This is a genomic window from Mesorhizobium loti CJ3sym (assembly GCF_000472785.1).
Taxonomy (GTDB): Bacteria; Pseudomonadota; Alphaproteobacteria; order Rhizobiales; family Rhizobiaceae; genus Mesorhizobium; species Mesorhizobium loti_E.
In genome coordinates this window covers 316,153-336,035 of record NZ_AXAL01000006.1, presented here as the reverse complement: position 1 = coordinate 336,035, position 19,883 = coordinate 316,153, and the positions used below count along the sequence as shown (strand labels likewise).

The window sequence follows — 19,883 nt, the reverse complement described above, 5'->3', positions numbered from 1 at the left end:
AATACGCCGAGCCGGCTCCAGCGGATGAAGCGGTTGTAGATCGTCTTGTGGGGACCATACTCGCTGGGCGCGTCGCGCCACCGAAGGCCGTTCCTGATCACGAAGATGATGCCACTGACGATCCGCCGATCATCGACCCTGGGCACTCCGTGAGACAGCGGGAAATGCCGCTCAATCCGGCGCATCTGCGCCTCCGACAGCCAGATCAAATCACTCATTGCAGCGCCTCCTCGCACCGCCAATGAATCAGCCGTTTGCTGTCTCCGCAAGAACTTTAATAGGTCCTGACCCTAGGTCAAACGGCGACGCGCGCGGGGCGATCATTTCCAGCCTGGAACTGCAAGCAGCGGACTTGAAATTCCGATGTGACCGACTGTCAATACGACATCAAGCGGTTAATGCTGCCCTCTTCCATCAGCGTGCGGGTGACGCCGCCGAACGCCCATTCCCGCAAGCGGCTATGGCCATATGCGCCAGAGACGATCAGGTCCGCATGGATCGAACGGGCGAATGTCAACAACCGGTCGCCATTAGCCTCCCCTGCGATCAGTTCGGTTCGCACCTTGATGCTATGGTGTTCAAGAAAGACGGCGACATCGGCCAGGCTGTCACGAAGGCTTTCGTCGCTATCGGTGCCTATCGTCGCTATGACAACCGTGTCGGCCTTAGCCAAAAAAGGCAACGCATCGGCCAGTGCCCGTCGTGCTTCCCTGGTATCCTTCCAGGCAACCAGAACGGTTTTTGCAAGGATGTGATCAACATCGCCTGCGGTGACCAGGACGGGACGGCCAGCTCCGAGCGCAAGGCTGCCGATATCCACGGCGCGAAACACATTGTCTCCTGCCTCGCCGGTGACGATAAGGTCGGTCGCTCTGGCACAAACGCTGAGGAAGCGGGTTGGGCTGCAAACCGCCTGTCGCCATTCGCTCCGGATCGAACCAGGAACCAATCTCTCGAATTCGGTGCGCAGTTCCGCGAGCCGCTTTTCGATTTCCGTTCGCTGAATCTGCATGATCTCGCCTTCGTAGACCATGCCATCGCCCGTTGCGACGAGCGGCGGTACGTCCGCAGCCGCCAAGCCGATAAGATGGGCGCCAAACCGTTCTGCAAGTTCTACCCCCACCTTCACTATGGGCGCAGGAGATGCATCTACGGCCAGGTTCACGATAATTGTTTTGTAAGACATTGCAGGCGCCTTTCGCTGAAGCGATCGAATGCGCGATGAATCGCATTCGCGAGCGCCCGATGCCTTGATGCGGGTCAAAGATACGCTTTTTCTCAACTCGCCGATCCCGCCTCGGCAGGCCGTGCCTTGATTCGAAATCATTTTCCGAAATGGCGCCGTGCTCGACCAGCCAGAAGCGCGCGAGGGATAGCGGAAGTTCGAATTGAAGACGCGCTGCACGAGATCGTCGCGGCTGTAAATACTGTTATCGAACCCGGGGCGACCCTGGCAACGCTGGACACGCCGCGAACTCGCTAACGGCATTAAAGCCAAACTGGGCGAGCTTTTCTTGCGTGGCGTCGGTCATGGTGGCGGCAAGCTGCCGATATAAGCGATGATTGCCTCAATCAGATGCGGTCCTCGGCAGCGCATGCCGTATCGCTGAAGCCGGACGCCGGGCCGGCGCGGAAGTGCGGAAATCGCACAGATCAAACACCAGCGTTGGACGCGTCCCAACGTTCGATCCGCCCCTGCCAGTAGACGGCTTCCTTCCCGTCGATTTCCCAGGCGACCTCTCCGGCAAACGGAAGCCACAAATTGCCGTGACCACGATAGTCGGAGAAACGGCCGCGCCATGGAGTTGGCAGGATTGGTGCCGTGGCCGAACGCGGCCTATCGGGCGCAAAGGCACCGGCAATCCTCCCCTCACTGTCGAGGCTGAGCGTGACTTCGGCCGCTGTCTCTCCCACGCCGGCGCTCACGGCCAGCCTGTCGGGACCGTCTTCACGCCAGCGCAGGGTGGTGTTGAAGAGAATAGCGTCGGGCGCCCAGGCAAGTTCTGCTAGGTATCGCATCAGCTCGCCGCGCATCAGCGCCGACGAGTGCTCGGCGCGGGCGAGCGGAATGATGGCGAGCGCCATGACATCCAACCGCCCCTCGCCGCCGTTCAACGCATCGCGCACTGAGATCATACCGAAGGGACCAAACCGTGCCCGCCAGTCGAAGGCACATTCGCGCGTGGAGATCGTTTGTGTTGCGGTAAATGACATCCAGGACGTGGCGCCAAGCCGTTGTTTCATCCGTCCTGTTTGCGTGAGCTTGACCGTCGTTCGGCGGATCTCGGGACTGACACCGAGACGTAGCGCCAAGTCATAGACAGCGGCCGGCAACCGCTTCCTGATCAGAAGATCATCCTCAGCCATCATGCGGCCTTCCTCTATGTTGGCGCATTGCTCCACTTCGCGAGCGTGGCCGCTATTCCGGCCACATAGAGGCTCCCGAAGATCAGCTTGTTGTGACGCGCAAGCCATTCTGGAAGATAGATGTCGAAGTTATCGCGTCGATCGCCGGTGTAGCCCGCAGCAAGAGATGTGAGGGGGCACTGCCATCCGTTCAGGACCAGTACGAGCACCTCCACCAGGACGACGCCGATCGACAGCGCCGCGTAGAAATAGTCACCCCGCAAGGCGAACACCCAGATTGCAAGGATACACCCGACGAAAAAAGCCCAGACGACGGTGTGAATGGCTTTGATTGTCACGAGCCGTGCCGCCGATGCGGATGGGATCTGAACGGGAGCGTTCAAGATAGGATTACACTTTCTGCTGGCCGGCGCGCCGAGAAGGGGAGCGCGGCTCCGTAGCCGAAGCGCATGACGAGGTCGGGACGTCGCCCAGGCAAGCCGACAAGCGTCGCCAGTTCCGGCCGCAGGCCAGCGACTTCGACGGGCTGATTGATGAAAGCGTGCTTGAGGCCGAGCGCGGTGGCCTGCAACGCGAAGCGCTGGCAGGCGCGGCCTGCCAGAACCCAATGCTCGCGGTCTTCTTTCTGGGCGACGAAGACGGCGACGCCCGCCGAAGAGGCAAGCTGTCGAGCGTATTTTTCGTTCTCGGCCTTGGCTTTGAAGACGAGATCGAACATGACCCGACCAAGCCATTCCGGAAGGGCGGGATTGCCGCTTGATACGCTGAAGAGGCCGTCACCGGTCACCATCGCCTGTCGGGGGCTGAAGCGCAGCCAGGTCTTCAGTTCCCGCACGAAGGCGGCGTCGGCGACCTGCGCATTGTTGCCGGCGACGACCAGGTCGCGCACGCGATCGATCCCTGGCCGATCCGTGATGAGAACGAGATCGACGCCCGACAGGGTCGCTGCGGCAGAAAGCGTCTGCAAATCGCCGCTGCCGACGGCTTTGCCGTCATAGTCGCCACGTGTCGATTGCCGTTTCGGGATCGCATCGAACAGCGCCGGCTCGACAGGTGTCCCGCCGCCGAACGCAAACATCACGGCGCCGTCATTCGCTGGGCTGAAACTCAGTTCGCCGGGCTTTCCGCGCGCGCTGCCGGCGATAGCCAGGTTTTCCGCCGCGCAACCGAGACTGGCAAACAGATGATGATTGTCCGGGTCGACGACCGCGATCTGTCGCGCCATGTCGGGCAGAATTTCTATCCCGACATCACTGATCTTGAACTGCCACGGCTGGGTGTTGTGGCTGTTCGCCGCAAGCGTCGCGTAGCGGATCAGGTCGCTCGTCCCCGGCGCTTGTTCCAAGGCTGAGCGGGTCGCGGTAACGGAGGCGTTGTATTCCGCCATCGACCCCATGTTTCGGAACCCCAAACAGGTTGCTCCGACGCCGGCGGCCATCAGGGCGCCTCCACCCACCAGATATTGCCGCCTGTTCATCGCTTTGTGGCCGATCTGTGTTCGACAATCGCGAAGCGGCCAACAATGACCGGTGCGGTTGTCTTCAAATGAGTTAAGTCGCAAAATCGACTGCGCGTGAGGAATTGGCGGACCATCGCCAGTCCCGGATCTCCGGCATGTCGACGCCGTGCTTTCGGATGTAGCGATCGTGCTCGACCAGCTTGTCGCGGATCGCTTGCTTGGCGTAGACGGCCGCCGCGCCAAGCCTTGGCACCCGGTCGATGACGTCGGCGACAAGATGAAAGCGGTCGAGCCTGTTGCGGACCACCATGTCGAAGGTGGTCGTCGTCGAGCCTTCTTCCTCGTAGCCACGAACGTGCATGCTGTCGTGATTGGTGCGCTTGTATGCCAGACGATGAATGAGCCAGGGATAGCCGTGATAGGCGAAGATCACCGGCTTGTCCTTGGTGAACAATGCGTCGAAATCGCTGTCCGTGAGACCATGCGGATGCTGGGACTTTGGCTGCAGAGTCATTAAGTCAACGACGTTGACGACCCGCACTTTCAGATCCGGAATATACCCCCGAAGCAGATCGACGGCGGCAAGCGTCTCGACCGTGGGCACATCGCCGGCGCAGGCCATCACCACGTCGGGTTCGCCACCGCGATCATTGCTTGCCCATTCCCAGATGCCGATGCCTCGCGTGCAGTGCTTGATTGCCGCATCCATGTCGAGCCATTGCGGCGCCGGCGCCTTGCCCGCGACGATGACGTTGATCCGGTCCCAGCTTCTGAGACAGTGGTCGGTGACGTAGAGCAGCGTGTTGGCATCCGGCGGCAGATAGACGCGGACGGTATCGGCTTTCTTGTTGACGACGTGGTCGATGAAGCCCGGGTCCTGATGGCTGAAGCCGTTGTGGTCCTGCTGCCAGACATGGGATGTGAGCAGGTAGTTCAAGGACGCGATCGGCTGCCGCCATGGCACGTCGCGCGAGGTCTTCAGCCATTTCGCATGTTGGTTGAACATCGAATCGATGATGTGGATGAAGGCCTCGTAGCAGGAAAACAACCCATGGCGTCCGGTCAGCAGATAGCCTTCCAGCCAACCCTGGCAAAGATGCTCGCTGAGTACTTCCATGACGCGTCCCGATGGCGCGAGATGATCGTCCTCCGATGTAGCGCTGGCATCCCAGGCGCGGTTGGTGACTTCAAAGAGTGCCTGGAGGCGGTTGGAGGCCGTCTCGTCAGGCCCGAAAACCCGAAAGTTGCGCGTCGCATCATTGGCCTTCATGACATCGCGCAGGAATGTGCCCATCACCCGCGTCGCCTCGGCCTCAACCTCGCCTGGGGACGCCACGGCCACCGCATAGGTGGTATAGTCGGGTAGCCGCAGCGGGCGCTTCAGGGTGCCGCCATTGGCGTGCGGATTGGCGCTCATGCGCCTGTTGCCAGCAGGCGCCAACGCCGCGATCTCGGCGTGCAACCGTCCGGCTTCGTCGAACAATTCCTGCGGCTGGTAACTGCGCAGCCAGTCTTCCAGCAGTTTGAGATGCCCCGGCTTGGTCATGTCGCTGAACGGCACCTGGTGTGAACGCCAAGACCCTTCCGTCTTGAGGCCGTCGACGGTCTTCGGCCCGGTCCAGCCCTTGGGGCTGCGCAGGACGATCATCGGCCAGCGCGGGCGCGCGGAGACGCCGGCTTTGCGTGCGTCATGCTGGATCTGTTTTATCCGCTGGAAGGCCTCTTCCATGGCCGCCGCCATCTTCTGATGCATGATCTCCGGCTCCTCGCCTTCGACGAAGATCGGGTCGTAGCCGTAGCCGCGAAAGAGAGCCTCCAACTCCTCCGGGGATATGCGCGCCAGCACGGTCGGGTTGGCGATCTTGAAGCCATTCAGGTGCATGATCGGCAACACCGCTCCATCGGCCGCCGGATTGAGGAACTTGTTGGAATGCCATGATGCCGCCAGCGGGCCGGTTTCGGCTTCGCCGTCGCCGACAACACAGGCAACGATCAGATCGGGATTGTCGAGGACGGCGCCGTGGGCATGCGCAAGCGAATAGCCGAGTTCGCCGCCTTCATGGATCGAGCCGGGAGTCTCGGGCGCGGCATGGCTTGGAATTCCGCCGGGAAACGAGAATTGCCGCACAAAGCGGCGCAATCCGTCCTCGTCCCGGGAGATGTCGGGATAGAGCTCGCTGTACGTGCCCTCGAGATAGGTGTTTGCGACGATACCTGGCGCGCCATGTCCGGGGCCGGCGATGAACAGGACGTCGAGATCCCTCGCCTTGATGATCCGGTTCAGATGGACATAGATGAAGTTCAGGCCTGGCGTCGTCCCCCAATGGCCGAGCAGGCGCGGTTTGACGTGCTCGAGTTTGAGAGGTTCGCGCAGGAGCGGATTGTCGAGGAGATAGACCTGTCCCACCGACAGGTAATTCGCCGCGCGCCACCAGGCGTGCATGAGCTTGAGCGTATTCGGCTCCAGAACAGTTGGTTCTGCCGCCAAACCCTGAGGTTTATGTACTGTCATTGCGATGCTCCTGATGTCGTCAAAAATGAAGGGTCACGCGTGGATCCGGCCCGCCCGCGCGATGCCGGGCCGACGGCCAGAGGTTTCAACAGTTCCGCCGACACGAGGTAGGCGACCACGATGACGCCGATGCCTGCCAACATCGGCACGGAAGGCGCTTCAAAACCAAACCAGGCTCCGAGCGGCGTGAACGGCAGCACCATGGCAACGACCAATGCCACGAGCGAGGAGGCCGCCAGGGGCAAGCGGGGAAGATCCTGCCAGGGCCGGCCATTGGTGCGGATGATGAAGATGACTAGGATTTGCGTCGCCATGGACTCCAGGAACCAGGCGGTGCGGAACTCCGCGGCAGAGGCATGGAAGATCAGCAGCAGCGCCCCGAAGGTCATGAAATCGAACAGCGAGGAGAGCGGTCCCATGACGCCGGCGAACCGCATCAGGCCGCGCATGTCCCAGACCTGCGGCCGCGCCGTGGCTTCGGCCCGGACGCCGTCGAATGGAATGCCGAGTTCGGACAGGTCGTAGAGCAGGTTGTTCAAGAGGATCTGCGTCGGCAGCATGGGCAGGAATGGCAGTGCCATGGCCGCGACCGCCATCGACAGCATGTTGCCGAAATTCGAACTGGCGCCCATGCGCACATATTTGAGGATATTGGCGAATGTCCGCCGGCCCTCCTCGACGCCGTCTGCGACGACTTCGAGGTCGGATGCCAGGAGGATCATGTCGGCGGCGGCCTGCGCCACTCCGCTTGCGCCGTCGACCGAGAGACCGATGTCGGCAACCTTGAGGGCTGGCGCGTCGTTGATGCCGTCGCCGAGATAGCCGACAATGGCGCCCCTGGCCTGCAGCGCCTTTATGATCCGGGATTTCTGGTCCGGCGCCAGTCGTCCATAGGCGTCGACCGACTGGACCTGGACCGCGAGCGCTTCATCGCTCAACGCCACGATGTCGGCGCCGGACAGGACTTTCCCGGCATTCAGGCCGACAAGTCCGGCAAGTCGCTTGACCACAACCGGATCGTCGCCGGACAGGATCTTCAGCCTGACACCGGCATTTGCAAGCCGGGCTATCGCGGCGGCGGCAGTCGGCTTGGGCGGGTCGGCGAAGGCACAGAGCCCCTCGAAGACGAGGTTTGCCTCATCGGCCGATCCCACCTCATGCGACGATCCCGACCATGGACGCGAGGCGACGGCAATGGTTCTCAGGCCGTCGCCCGCCAAAGCATGGACCCGCTCGATCGCCTGGGTTCGTTCGGTCTCTCCCATCGGTGACGACGTGCCTCCGGTTCGCTGCGCGGAACAGAGCGCCAGCACCGCTTCCGGCGCGCCCTTGACGATGAGCAGCGGACCCTCTGGACCGGCCGCGAGCACGGAACCCAGCCGCCGGCTGAAATCGAAGGCGTGCCGGCCCGACAGGGTCCAACCCCGCGATGCATCGGCCGAGCCCTGGATCAGCGCCGCATCGAGCGAACCGCGATCGCCACCGAGATCGGCCGCGATGGCGCCGAGCCGGGCGGCGCGCGCATCCTCGCTACCGGCCGGGTCGAGACTGCGGGCAAGCGTGATCTCCGCCGAGGTCAGCGTGCCGGTCTTGTCCGTGCACAGCACCGTCATCGCGCCAAGGTCATGGATCGAGGCAAGCCGTTTGACGATGACCTTGCGACGCGCCATGCGCATAGCGCCGCGCGACAGGGTTACTGTCGTGATCATCGGCAGAAGCTCGGGCGTCAGGCCGACGCCAAGCGCCACCGCGAACAGCACCGAGTCCAGCACTGAGCGGCCAAGCAGCACCCTGGTGGCAAGGACGACAACCACCAGCGCCAGGCTCAGCCGCGCGATGACGAGGCCGAACTGATGCAGATCGCGCTCGAACGGTGATGGAGCTTGCGCCTCGGCGAGTGCCGACGCGGCGGCGCCAAACACAGTCGACCGGCCGGTGCCGACGACGAGCGCTATCGCTTCACCGGTCTGCGTGACCGCGCCCCGGAACAAGGCATTCGACGCTTCTCCGGGGCTTGTCGCCGTGACCACGCCCGAACGCTTCTCGACCGCATAGGGTTCACCGGTCAGCGCCGCCTCGCCGGCGGTGCAGGCCGTGCTGTCGAGGATCAGGGCGTCCGCGGGGATGATGTCGCCGGCGCGGACGCGCAGGATGTCGCCCGGGACGACGTTTTCGACGTCGATCTGGTGAAAGGAGCCGTCTCGCTTGACTTCGGCCTTCAGCGCAACGGAACGCCGCAGCACTTCGGCCGCCTTGACCGCGTGTCCCTCCTGCACGGTATCCAGGCCGATTGAAAGCACAAGAATCGCGACGATGATCCCGCCTCCGATCACGTCGCCCGTCGCCAACGACACTATGCCCGCCGCCAGCAGGATCAGCGAAAGCGGCTCGAGAAGACGTCGCAGGATCGCGCGCCACAAACCGTCGGTCTTCGCCGCCGCATCGCTGTTGGGACCATATTGGGCAAGCCTGGCTTCGGCATCCGCCGAGCTCAGGCCGTCGCCGCCGCAATGAAGAGCCGTGTAGAGAAAATCCGGCGTGCGCGTCCAGAACGCAGCGAGGTTATCGGGGCGTATTTCCCGTGCAGGCTTGTTCGCGAGATTGGCTGCCGAGATCATCAACGCGCCTTTGCTGCCTGGAAGACCGAACAGGTTTCCTCGGCTATGACTTGTTCTTCGTCGGTTGGAATGACGAGGACGGCTACTCTGGCATCCGGCGCCTCGATCCGCGTCGCGTTCGCTGCATTCGCCACGGGATCGATGGCAACGCCGAGCCATGAAAGATGGCCGCAGACGGCTGCTCGGATCTGGGGCTGATGCTCGCCGATACCGGCGGTAAAGACGATGCCGTCGAGCCCGCCCAGCGTGTTGGCGATTGCCGCGGTCTCGCGAGCGATGCGGAAGGCAAACAGGTCCAGTGCCTCGCGAGCGGCCGATGAGTCGTTGCCGATCAAATCGCGGCTGTCGGCGCTGATGCCGGAAACGCCGAGCAGCCCGGAGCGGTGGTAGAGCATGTCCTCAACCGCCTCGATCGACAGGCCGCGCTGCTTCACCAGATGGATCAGCACGCCCGGATCGAGATCTCCGCAACGTGTTGCCATGGGGATGCCGTCCAGCGTCGAGAACCCCATGCTGGTGTCGCGGCTGACGCCGCCTTCAAGTCCGCACAGGCTTGCGCCGCTGCCCAGATGCGCCACGACGATGCGGCGGCTGGCGATGTCCGGCGCGACCTGCCGCAGTTGCGCGGCAATGTATTTGTACGAGAGGCCGTGAAAGCCATAGCGCTTGATGCCCTCGTCAAAGAGCGAACGCGGCAGCGCGAAGCGGCGCACGAGATCGCTCTGGCTGCGATGGTAGGCCGTATCGAAAGATGCGACCTGCGGCAGGTCGGGCCGCAGATGCCGGATTGCCTTAATCAAGCGAACGCTCTGCGGCTGGTGCAGCGGGGCCAGAGGCACCAGCGCCTCGATTGCAGCCAGCGTCTCGTCGGTGATCGCCTCAGGCCCAGCGAACCGGTCGCCGCCATGAACGACGCGGTGTCCAACCACAGCCAGCGCATTCACTGAAAAATGGTGCGCCAACCAACCGAGGGTTTCTTCGATGACTTCGTGCAGATCGTCGGAAACAGCCGCCTTCAGCGGAATATTCGCGACGGTCGGACCTTCAGTTATCTGAAGCGCCAGCGGCTGATGGCGCAGGTCGGTGACACCTTTTCCAAGGCGATGCGGCACATCCGCCTTGATCACGAATAGGCCGAGCTTGATCGTCGAGGATCCGGGATTGAAGCTCAGGAGAACAGGATCGGCCATGATACGATTTGATCACTGTTCTGCTCGCGCGACGCGAACTTGCCATCAGCAACGGCTGGTGGACGATTTGGTTGCCACAAGGGTGTCTCTGTCTGGGGTGTCTCTGTCTGGCGACGCCCTCAGCTCCGCGGCTACGAAAAGCACTTGGTAACCGCCAACGCTTTGATGCCGATCAAGAAGATCCGTTTTCGTCTTGGTGCGATTGATCGGCGCTCTTCTTTGATTGCGATCAATGCTCGTTCCCGGCGATCCGCCTTAAGACTCTCGGCCAAAGGAGAATAGCGATGCAATATATCAAGACCGATGGCGACCTGTGGGCGTCTGCCATGATGCCTGAGGGAATCGTTGAGCGATGGTTTATCGTCAGTGGTGCCGCGATCCGGGCTGGCGAGCGAATTGCCGAAATTCGCATAGAAGACGCACTGCACGACATTGTCGCCCCGGCGGATGGGCGTGCGACGATTATCGCTGTGGTGAACGACATTATCGAACCCGGTTCAGTCCTGGCGACGCTGGAGACGATGCGGCCTGACTGAGGTCGCTCGGTTCGAAAACACAAGGACGCTCGGAAACCAGGAGATCGCACCAATGCAGATCCGCACGCTTACCGCCTTGGAATGTACGAAATTGCTGACGGCCAATCGTGTTGGTCGCCTGGCATGCGCGAAGGACGGGCAGCCCTACATCGTGCCGATCCACTATGCCCATGCCGACAATCATCTCTATGCGTTTTCGATGCCGGGCAAGAAGATCGAATGGATGCGCGCCAATCCACTGGTGTCTGTTCAGGTTGAAGAACGCGGCGAAGGGCGGGGTTGGCAAAGCGTGGTCGTCGATGGCCGCTACGAAGAACTGCCGGACCGCGTCGGCCACAAACTGGAGCGCGACCATGCATGGTCGTTGCTCAGCAGCAAGCACTCCGACTGGTGGGAGCCGGGCGCGCTCAAGCCGGTCGCGCCTCCGGTGGCGGACAGCGCACCGCATGTGTTTTTCCGGATTCTAGTTGTGGCGGTCTCCGGCCGAGAGGCCAAGGATTAGCTGTTTTCGCCTGGCGGCAGCCCCGTTTCGTTCCGTTAAGCCAGGACCGTGATTGGCGCCAAGCGCCTGGGATGCGCATTGCTTGCCGGTGGCGGATCATATTGAGTGCATTGAGAATCGCCGAAACAGATAGTCGTTCTCGAAAATTGGTGGCCGTATCATGCCGGCAAGGGATATTACCGGATTGAAAGGCCGCTTCCTGCAGCTGGTCCTTTCCCGCCGCTTCGAAGGCGTAGACGGCTATGTGCTGGCGATTCTGGTCGTGGCGATAGCCTTCGCCATACGGTTCGCGCTGCAAGGTTTTCTGGACGAAAAGGCCATCTTCATTCTTTTCGTACCGGCCATTCTGGTCGCTTCGATAGCCGGCGGGATCGGGCCGGGACTTTTGGCGGTCCTCCTGTCCTTTCCAACCGCTTTGTACTTGATCGCGCTACAGTCGGAGCGCCCCGGCAATACCTTCGAATTGGCTGTGTTCGGGATCACGGGCGTGGTCATCGCTGCTTTGGGAGAGCTGCTTCATCATGCAAGACGATTGATGGACAGCACGCAAAGCGCGCTGGATGCCAGGGAGGCGCATCTTCGCTCGATACTCGACACGGCGCTCGACGCAACCGTGGTCATCGAGAAGGACGGCACCATCGTCTCGTTCAACGCTGCCGCGATCCGGCAATTCGGTTACGCCGAGCAAGAAGTGGTCGGGCAGAACGTCCACATCCTGATGCCGGAGCCATACCATCATGAACACGATGGCTACATGAACCGATATCTCGCAACCGGGGAAAAGCGCATCATCGGTATCGACAGGGTCGTCGTTGGACGGCGAAAGGATGGGTCCACATTCCCCATGAAGCTGGCGGTCGGCGAGATGAAAACAGGCGGCAAAACCTTTTTCACCGGATTCATTCGCGATCTCACTGAGCGCGAAGAGTCGGCGGCTCGCTTCGAGGAAATACAAGGCGAGCTGGCGAGGATGGCGCGGCTCAACGAACTCGGCGAAATGGCCTCCACCCTCGCCCATGAATTGAACCAGCCGCTCTCGGCAATTGCAAACTATGTCCAGGGCTGCAGCCGCCTGCTTCGCGACGTCGACGACGCTCTGGCGTCCAGAATGCGAGAAGCCCTGGACGAGGCCGCGCGGCAAGCCCTGCGCGCAGGACAGATCATCCGTCATCTGCGCGAGTTCGTAACGCGGGGCGAAACCGAAAAGGCGCCAGAAGACATCCGCAAACTGGTCGAAGAGGCCGGCACGCTGGCGCTGGTCGGCTCTCGCGAGCGCGGCATTCGCTCCGTGTACAATTTCGCGCCGGAAGCCAAGATGGTCATGGCGGACCGCGTCCAGGTTCAACAGGTCCTGATCAACCTCATGCGCAACGCGATGGAGGCAATGCGCGACAGTGAACGGCGCGAACTCATGGTCAGCACGACTTCCACTGGAGATGGAGCCGTCGTCATCGAGGTTTCCGATACTGGTCCTGGCATTTCCGAGGACATCGCCGCGCAGCTATTCAAGCCTTTCGTCACCACCAAGCCTGGCGGTATGGGTGTTGGCCTGTCCATCTCCAAGCGCATCGTGGAAGCCCATGGCGGCAAAATATCGGTGGCCAGGAATGACAATGGCGGCGCCACCTTCCGTTTCACGCTGCCGACAATCGAGGATGACGTCCGCCATGGCGATCACTGATTACACGGTCCACATCGTCGATGACGAGGAGGCAGTCAGGAAGTCCCTGGCGTTCCTGCTGACCATGAATGGCTTCGCCGTGCGGGTGCACAATTCGGCGACGGATTTTCTTGCATTCGCACCCGGCATCAGCAACGGCTGCCTGGTGACGGATCTGCGCATGCCCGACATGAGCGGCGTCGAACTGCTACGCGCGCTTCAGGCAACGCAAGCGATGCTGCCCGCCATCGTCATTACCGGGCACGGCGATGTTCCGATGGCCGTGGAGGCCATGAGGGCCGGTGCGCTGGACTTCATAGAGAAGCCGTTCGAGGACCAGATCCTCATCGAGGCCATAGGGCGTGCGGCCGAGCGGCTCGAGGAACCGCAGCCGGCTGCCAATGATGTCGCGGCCATCCAGGCACGGCTCAAGGAATTGACGGAGCGCGAACAGCAGGTGCTCTCGAGAGTCGTCGCTGGCCATCCCAACAAGACGATCGCCTACGATCTCAGCATCAGCCCACGTACAGTCGAGGTCCATCGCGCCAACGTCATGTCGAAGATGCAGGCAAAAAGCTTGCCCGAGCTGGTGCGCATGGCGCTGGCGGTTAAGTTCGGCCCCGCCTGAGCGCAGTTCGGGCCTTCGCCCTGAATTGATGCAGCGCAAGGCGTACCCCTGCCATTTCCCGTTATACCGACCAATCGCAGCCGGCTTGATGCCTGCACGGCCGCTCTCTGGAGGATTCATTCCTTTGACCATCGTCCGTATGGTTCTTGTCGTCGCCCCAAATCCGGGGCTTCGGAAGTCACTCGAGTTTGCACTTGAGGCCGAAGGCTATGGCGTGGATTCCCAAGCCGACCTTGCAAGGGCAATCGCATCTCCGATCAATCCGGAGATACGCTGCGCGGTCGTCGATGAAGACGCCGTCCGGGACAGGACGAAAGGCTGGAACGACCTGGCCCGCTTTCCAAGACCGGTCATCCTGCTGGTCGACCGCCCCTGGCCTTCCCCTGAGCCGGACGGCGTTGTGATCCTTGTCAAACCGCTCCTTGGCAACGCGCTGATCGAAGCCGTCGAACAGGCCATAGCGAATGGTATTGCGGTCTAGGTAATTTCCCTTAGGGACATAACCGAATTTCGCAGACTGCGGATTGCGCCCATTGCTGCTCCAACGAATTGAACGGGAGACAGCGATGCTCGCCTACACCACGTCCAGGACCGCAGTTCCATTGCAGCCTTCGGATCCCCTTCATCCCGCCCTTTCACACTCGTTTGCACCCACGCAACCGCAACCCTGCAGCTTCTTTCCCGCCGGGGCAGAGATTTACGCCCAAGGGGAAAACGCCGGCAGCCTCTATCAGGTCGAGTTCGGCGCCGTCCGCGTCTATCGCCTGCTGGCCGACGGCCGCAGGCAGATCAGCGCTTTCCATCTGTCGGGAGAGATATTCGGCTTCGAGGCGGATGCCACGCATCACTTCTTCGCCGAGGCGATCTGCGGTACAGGCATTCGTTCATTCCGCCTCGCGACTGGCGTCGACATGTCCCGCGAGCTTCTGCCCCTCGCCCTCCGTGGCCTGATCAGGGCTCAGGAGCATCTCCTGGTGCTCGGCCGGCAAAATGCCATCGAGCGCGTCGCGGCATTCCTTGTCGATATGGCGGAACGCCAGGGCGGACTCAGCCATGTCGAGCTTCCCATGTCGCGCACCGACATTGGCGACTATCTCGGCCTGACCATCGAGACAGTGTCGCGCATCTTCTCGAAGCTCAAGGAGAGAGGCATCATCAGGCTTCCGTCCTTGCGCACCGTTGAAATCGCGAAATGGGATGCATTGCATGGGATGGGCGAATAGTCGCTCTGCCGTCGGCACGGTTTCTCAAGCAGTCTCCAACCGTCCATCCACCATACGAAATATGTGATCAGCCGCACCCAGCGGCAGTGCGGCGTGCGTGGCAAGAATGACGGTGCGCCCGGCCGTTGCCGTGTAGAGATCGGCCAGGAATGCCAGCTCTGCTTCCCGGTCGAGCCCCGAAGTCGGCTCATCAAAGGCGAGGATCTCGGCTTGCGACAGCAGCGTCCGCGCCAGGCAAAGCCGACGTGCCTGGCCGACGGAGAGGGTTCGCCCAGTCTCGCCGACAAATGCGTTGAGCCCTTCGGGCAGCCCACGCACGAAATCCGCAAGTCGGGCACTGGCCAGTGCATGCCAGAGCGCGGCGTCGCTTGCATCGGCACGGCCGATCAAAAGATTCTCGCGAATGGTCCCCAGCACAACAGGCGAGTCCTGGCTCAACAACGAAACCTTCTCGTGCAAATCCCTCTGGGCGACGGTGCGGATGTCCGCGCCGCCGATGGAGACCGTGCCGGCCTGCGGGTCGTACAGGCGCAACAGCAGAGCGAGAGCGGTCGATTTTCCCGAACCGCTCGGGCCGATGATTGCGACACGGCTGCCCTGCTTCACGCACAGGTCGAGGCCACGCAAGACAGGGCGCCGAGGGTCATGACCGAAGACGACGCTTTCAAAGCACACGTCGCCGTTGGGCAAGGGCTCCGGACGGGCCGGGTCATTGACCATCGGCTTAGCTGTCGCGATGGCCTTGAGCCTTGCGGCGGCAGCTGCGGATACGCCCAATCTGGCCACGCCGCGGACGACCGCGCCGGTAGCCTCGAAGCTGGCGATGGTGCCTAGCAGCAGGCCCGCGAGTGACGGCCCGCCGATCGTTCCGGCATGAACGGTCGCAATCCCGAACCAGAGCACGCTGACCATCGCGGCGCCGGCAAGCGCCTGGGTGGCTGCTGCCGCCAGCGTGCCGGCCATTCCCAGTCGGCGGCGCGCGGTAGCGAGCCGCGCCGCCGAAGCCGCAAAAGATGCACGCGCCTGCCCGGTCTCACCAAAGGCGATCAGGTCGGCGTGACCGTCAATGCCATCCAGTACCGCGATGCGTGCGGCGGCCGACGCTTCGACCAACTCCATTCCCATGCGGCGGGATGCCAGGATCAGCACGACCGGCACGGCCAGGATGGCGAGGCCAACCAATACGGCATAGGTAAGGCCCGCCGCCGGGATAAAAACCCAGAGCGCGGTCGCCATGGCTGATCCAAGCACGAGTGCGGCGAGCATGGGGCCGATGGCGACGAGGAATACCGTATCCAGCGCATCGACGTCGGCGGTCAGGCGGCTGACGAGATCGCCATGGCGAAGGCTGCGGTCGGCCAGCGGCACGCGCGGAAACAGGCTGGCAAACAGCCATCCCCGCAGATCAGCCAGAAGGCGGAGCGTTGCGTCGTGCCCGAAGACTTTCTCGCCATAGCGCGACAGGATGCGAATGAAGGACAGCCCGCGTATCAGCGAGGATGGACCAAACAGGTTGAAACTCGCGGCCGCCGTCGTCAGCGCCGCGGCCGTCAGGAACCAGCCGGAGACGGCAAGAAGCGCGATACCAGCAGCGAGCGTGACGACGGACAACAGCAGCGTCCACGCCAATCGTGCGGCATGGCGCTGGAACAGGGGGCGGAAGAACCACAATGCCGTCATGCCACGCTCCTCAATGCCACTGCCGGCCGCGCGGCCCGCACATGCGGCCCCGATAGGACCTTCGCCCCGACAATCCTGTAAACGCTGTCCATGCGGTCGGCGACGGCCGCCGAATGGGTTGCGACGATCATCGTCCGGCCGGCGGCGAAGGCCATCAAGGCATCGAGCACCTGAGACTCAGTCTCGGCGTCGAGATGCGCGGTGGGCTCATCGAGAAGGACGAGCCCGGGATCGCGCAGGAAAATCCGCGCAAGCGCCACGCGATGCGCCTCTCCACCCGAAAGCCCGATCCCGCCCTCCCCGATCAGCGTATCGAGGCCATCCGGCAACTGGGTTGCGAAAGGCAGGACCGCGGCGCGCCGGGCGGCTTCGTGCACTTCGGCATCGCCAGCGGATCGACAGCCCAGCTTGATGTTCTCGGCGATGGTGCCATGGAACAAGCGGGGGCGCTGGCCAAGAAAGGCAACGCGCGTCCGCAATTCAGGCTCAGCAACGTCAGCAGTGTCCTGACCGTCAAGCCGGATCGTGCCCTCGAAAGCCCGCATGCGGGCAACGGCCTCGAGCAGCGTCGACTTGCCGATGCCGCTCTCGCCGACCAGCGCCACATGTCGCCCGGCAGGAACCAAGAGCGACGTGCTGTCGATGACGAGGCGGCGAGAGTCCGGTGTGTGCAAGGAAACTCTTTCCATGTCCACGGCGATTGGCGCGGCTGAATGGGTGTCGGAAGTCGGCTTAAGGATTGCCTGGGGCCCAGCGGATTCCGGCAGGCCATCGAACTGCCTGGCCAGTTCAGCCACTGCCGCCTTGGCGGCGGCACGGTCATGATAATGCGCCGCCAGCAGCCGCAATGGCTGATAGACCTCCGGCGCCATCAGCAGACAGAAAAGTCCGGCCTGAAGCGTCAGCACCGAAAGGCGAAGATCGACGAAACCGAGGAGAGTCAGGCCGACATACAATGCCACGCCTGCTACTCCGAGCGCTGCGAAAAACTCCAGAACCGCGGACGACAGGAAAGCGATCTTAAGGACAGCCAGGGTGCGCAGCCTCAGCCCCTCGCTCGCCGCCATAACCGAGCGGGTCTCGCTTTCGGCCCGGCCAAACAGCTTCAGGGTAACGATGGCGCGCAAGCGATCGGCGAACAGGCCGGACAGGCGCGTGAACGCTGCCGCCTGCGCCTGGCTGGCTGCTTCCGCGCCCCATCCAACCAACGCCATGAACAGCGGGATCATCGGCGCGGTGACGAGAAAGAGCAGGCCAACGACCCAGTCGACAGGCAGAACCATGACGGCGAAGGCGAGCGGCAGGATCGCCGCCTGAGCCATCGCCGGCAGGAAGCGGACAAGGAATCCATCCAGGGATTCGATCTGGTCGATGATTGCAGAACTCAGTGCTCCCGAGGATCGGGCTGCCGTCCAGTCGGGCCTGTGATCCAGCAGGGTCGCGTGAGACGCCGATCTCAGAAAGAACTTGATGCGCTCGGCGGCCAGGATGCCGCAGCGTTCCGCGACGATCGCAAGCCCGATGCGAACGGCGAGAAGGCCGGCAATGCAAAGCACGGGTGTCAGCAGAGTATGCGGCGAAGCGCCTTCGACGATCGCACGATGCAGAACCGAAGCAAGCAGATAGGCCTGAGCGACAAGCAGCAGGCCCGAGATCAGGGGCAGTGTGATCGCGACAACCACCGGCGCGCGCGCATGCCGCCATAGACGCATCATCCAGCGCCCCTGGTCACGGATAGCGTCGACTTGCGTTGAATCGGTCTGCTGCATTCCGTTTGTCCTGATGTCGCGGCGCATGTCGTTAGCTCTTGCCCGCAGGCGCGCCGTATCGCTTTGATCGAAATCAATGCCGACCCCATCGCCACGGCCTAGCTGAAGAGACGCCCGGCAACCGGCCGGCATCAATCGGGACAGGCAGGCATGATCGATTTCACCGTTGTCGACCTTTCGCGGCTGCAGTTCGCGGCCACCGCCATGTACCATTTTCTGTTCGTGCCGCTGACGCTCGGCCTTTCCTTCCTGATGGCCATCATGGAGAGCGTCTATGTCATGACAGGCCGCGATATCTGGCGGCGCATGACACTGTTCTGGGGCACGCTGTTCGGCATCAATTTCGCCATGGGCGTCGCCACCGGCATTGTGATGGAATTCCAGTTCGGCATGAACTGGAGCTATTACAGCCACTATGTCGGCGACGTTTTCGGCGCACCGCTCGCCGTCGAAGGGCTGATGGCCTTCTTCCTCGAGGCGACGTTCATCGGCCTGTTCTTCTTCGGATGGGACAGGCTGCCGAGGGTCGGCCACCTCGCCGTCACCTGGCTGGTCGCGCTCGGCGCCAATTTCTCGGCGCTGTGGATCCTGATCGCCAATGGCTGGATGCAGAACCCGGTCGGCTCCGTCTTCAATCCCGATACGATGCGGATGGAGGTCACCGATTTCATGGCGGTGATCTTCAATCCGGTGGCGCAAGCCAAATTCGTCCACACGGTGAGCGCTGGCTACACCACCGGCGCCATGTTCATGATGGCCATCAGCGCATTCTTCCTTTTGCGTGGAAAGCATATCGAGCTCGCCAAGCGATCCATGGTGGTCGCGGCCAGCTTCGGCCTCGCCTCGGCGCTATCGGTCGTCGTGCTTGGTGACGAGAGCGGCTATGTCGCCACCGAACAGCAGAAGATGAAGATCGCCGCGCTCGAGGCCATGTGGGACACGGAACCCGCGCCGGCGAGCCTCACGCTCTTTGCCATTCCCGGCAAGAACGGCAACAGGTTCGAGGTCAAGATCCCCTGGGTTCTGGGCCTGGTCACCACGCGCAGCCTCAACACCGAACTCCCCGGCATCCACCAGCTCGTCGATCACGCCGAACAACGCATCCGCAACGGCATCACCGCATCGGCGGATCTCGACGCGATCCGCAAGAGCCCTACCGACAAGGTGGCGCGCGCCGACTTCGCACAGAATTGGCACGATCTTGGCTATGCGCTTTTGCTCAAGCGCTATCGTGACGATGTGCAGGCTGCAACGCCCGAGGAAATCCACAAGGCCGCGCTCGATACGATCCCCGACGTCGCCACCCTGTTCTGGAGTTTCCGGATCATGGTCGGGCTCGGCTTCTACATGATCCTGTTTTTCGCCACCGCCTTCCTGCTGAGCGCACGCAACAAGCTCGGCGAGAACCGCATCTTGCTCAGGATCGCACTGTTCAGCTTGCCAGTCCCCTGGATCGCGATCGAGTCTGGCTGGCTTGTGGCGGAATATGGCCGGCAGCCTTGGGCGATCGAAGGCGTACTTCCCACCTTCTACGCCGCATCTGGTCTGACCCTGACCGACCTTGCAATCAGCCTGGGCTTCTTCTTGACGCTCTACACCAGCCTTTTGATCGTCATGGTCATCCTGATCCTCAAGGCCATCAAGGCCGGCCCCGGCCCGCAAGATGTCGCCATCGATGACGTGGATGGCGCGGTCCAGATCCCCCAGGGCGCATTCGCCCATCCCGAACGCTGAGCGAG

General features: G+C 62.4%; 17 protein-coding genes. 7 read left to right on the top strand and 10 right to left on the bottom strand.

The features are described from left to right. The 8 genes from A3A9_RS0110390 to A3A9_RS0110350 form a co-directional block, all read right to left on the bottom strand. Positions 1–218, bottom strand: a 218-nt coding sequence (locus tag A3A9_RS0110390; protein ID WP_027058726.1) for a transposase, incomplete at its 3' end; no start/stop codon positions are given. Positions 219–376: 158 nt separating this feature from the next. After that, on the bottom strand, positions 377–1,186 hold the full coding sequence (locus A3A9_RS0110385; protein WP_027058725.1) for a universal stress protein: 810 nt from the start codon (positions 1,184–1,186) through the stop codon (positions 377–379). A gap of 467 nt (positions 1,187–1,653) precedes the next feature. Continuing rightward, the gene (locus A3A9_RS0110375) at positions 1,654–2,367 is read right to left on the bottom strand and encodes a DUF6544 family protein (RefSeq protein WP_152536095.1); all 714 of its coding nucleotides are present in this window, start codon (positions 2,365–2,367) and stop codon (positions 1,654–1,656) included. Positions 2,368–2,381: 14 nt separating this feature from the next. Continuing rightward, positions 2,382–2,705, bottom strand: a complete 324-nt coding sequence (locus tag A3A9_RS38610; RefSeq protein ID WP_245279007.1) for a hypothetical protein — start codon at positions 2,703–2,705, stop codon at positions 2,382–2,384. Between the two features lie 41 nt (positions 2,706–2,746). Continuing rightward, positions 2,747–3,805, bottom strand: coding sequence for an Acg family FMN-binding oxidoreductase (locus tag A3A9_RS0110365; protein WP_343286131.1), 1,059 nt, complete (start codon positions 3,803–3,805; stop codon positions 2,747–2,749). 112 nt (positions 3,806–3,917) lie between these two features. Next, positions 3,918–6,269: a phosphoketolase family protein gene (locus A3A9_RS38605; protein WP_245279009.1), complete on the bottom strand. Its 2,352-nt coding sequence runs from the start codon at positions 6,267–6,269 to the stop codon at positions 3,918–3,920. 65 nt (positions 6,270–6,334) lie between these two features. Then, entirely contained in the window at positions 6,335–8,956 is a 2,622-nt protein-coding gene (gene mgtA / locus A3A9_RS38600; protein WP_051370853.1) for a magnesium-translocating P-type ATPase, read from the bottom strand. After that, positions 8,956–10,149, bottom strand: a complete 1,194-nt coding sequence (locus A3A9_RS0110350; protein WP_202596366.1) for an acetate/propionate family kinase — start codon at positions 10,147–10,149, stop codon at positions 8,956–8,958. The genes mgtA and A3A9_RS0110350 overlap by 1 nt, the downstream gene beginning before the upstream one ends. 281 nt (positions 10,150–10,430) lie before the next feature. Here A3A9_RS0110350 and A3A9_RS0110345 point away from each other — a divergent pair, with 281 nt between their 5' ends. The 6 genes from A3A9_RS0110345 to A3A9_RS0110320 all read left to right on the top strand — a co-directional run bounded on the left by A3A9_RS0110345 (position 10,431) and on the right by A3A9_RS0110320 (position 14,695). After that, complete coding sequence (locus A3A9_RS0110345) at positions 10,431–10,682, top strand: biotin/lipoyl-containing protein (RefSeq protein ID WP_027058721.1); 252 nt, start codon at positions 10,431–10,433, stop codon at positions 10,680–10,682. 52 nt (positions 10,683–10,734) lie between these two features. Further along, the gene (locus tag A3A9_RS0110340) at positions 10,735–11,184 is read left to right on the top strand and encodes a pyridoxamine 5'-phosphate oxidase family protein (protein ID WP_027058720.1); all 450 of its coding nucleotides are present in this window, start codon (positions 10,735–10,737) and stop codon (positions 11,182–11,184) included. 160 nt (positions 11,185–11,344) lie between these two features. Continuing rightward, entirely contained in the window at positions 11,345–12,865 is a 1,521-nt protein-coding gene (locus A3A9_RS0110335; protein WP_027058719.1) for a PAS domain-containing sensor histidine kinase, read from the top strand. Further along, the gene (fixJ, locus tag A3A9_RS0110330; protein ID WP_027058718.1) at positions 12,858–13,472 is read left to right on the top strand and encodes a response regulator FixJ; all 615 of its coding nucleotides are present in this window, start codon (positions 12,858–12,860) and stop codon (positions 13,470–13,472) included. Before A3A9_RS0110335 ends, fixJ begins: the two co-directional genes overlap by 8 nt. Positions 13,473–13,596: 124 nt before the next feature. Then, the gene (locus A3A9_RS38595; protein ID WP_152536094.1) at positions 13,597–13,953 is read left to right on the top strand and encodes a hypothetical protein; all 357 of its coding nucleotides are present in this window, start codon (positions 13,597–13,599) and stop codon (positions 13,951–13,953) included. Between the two features lie 85 nt (positions 13,954–14,038). Further along, the gene (locus tag A3A9_RS0110320) at positions 14,039–14,695 is read left to right on the top strand and encodes a helix-turn-helix domain-containing protein (protein ID WP_027058717.1); all 657 of its coding nucleotides are present in this window, start codon (positions 14,039–14,041) and stop codon (positions 14,693–14,695) included. Positions 14,696–14,719: 24 nt separating this feature from the next. On the opposite strand, the gene cydC is transcribed toward A3A9_RS0110320, so the two are convergent. Both cydC and cydD read right to left on the bottom strand, forming a co-directional pair. After that, positions 14,720–16,375 (bottom strand): thiol reductant ABC exporter subunit CydC, encoded by a 1,656-nt coding sequence (gene cydC, locus A3A9_RS0110315; RefSeq protein ID WP_027058716.1) that lies wholly within the window; start codon positions 16,373–16,375, stop codon positions 14,720–14,722. Next, positions 16,372–18,144, bottom strand: coding sequence for a thiol reductant ABC exporter subunit CydD (gene cydD / locus A3A9_RS38590; protein WP_051370849.1), 1,773 nt, complete (start codon positions 18,142–18,144; stop codon positions 16,372–16,374). The genes cydC and cydD overlap by 4 nt, the downstream gene beginning before the upstream one ends. 153 nt (positions 18,145–18,297) lie before the next feature. On the opposite strand from cydD, the gene A3A9_RS0110305 reads away from it, so the two are divergent. Beyond that, positions 18,298–19,878 carry a cytochrome ubiquinol oxidase subunit I gene (locus A3A9_RS0110305; protein WP_202596365.1) on the top strand — a complete coding sequence of 527 codons (1,581 nt, stop codon included), beginning with the start codon at positions 18,298–18,300 and terminating at the stop codon, positions 19,876–19,878. Positions 19,879–19,883: the final 5 nt, after the last annotated feature.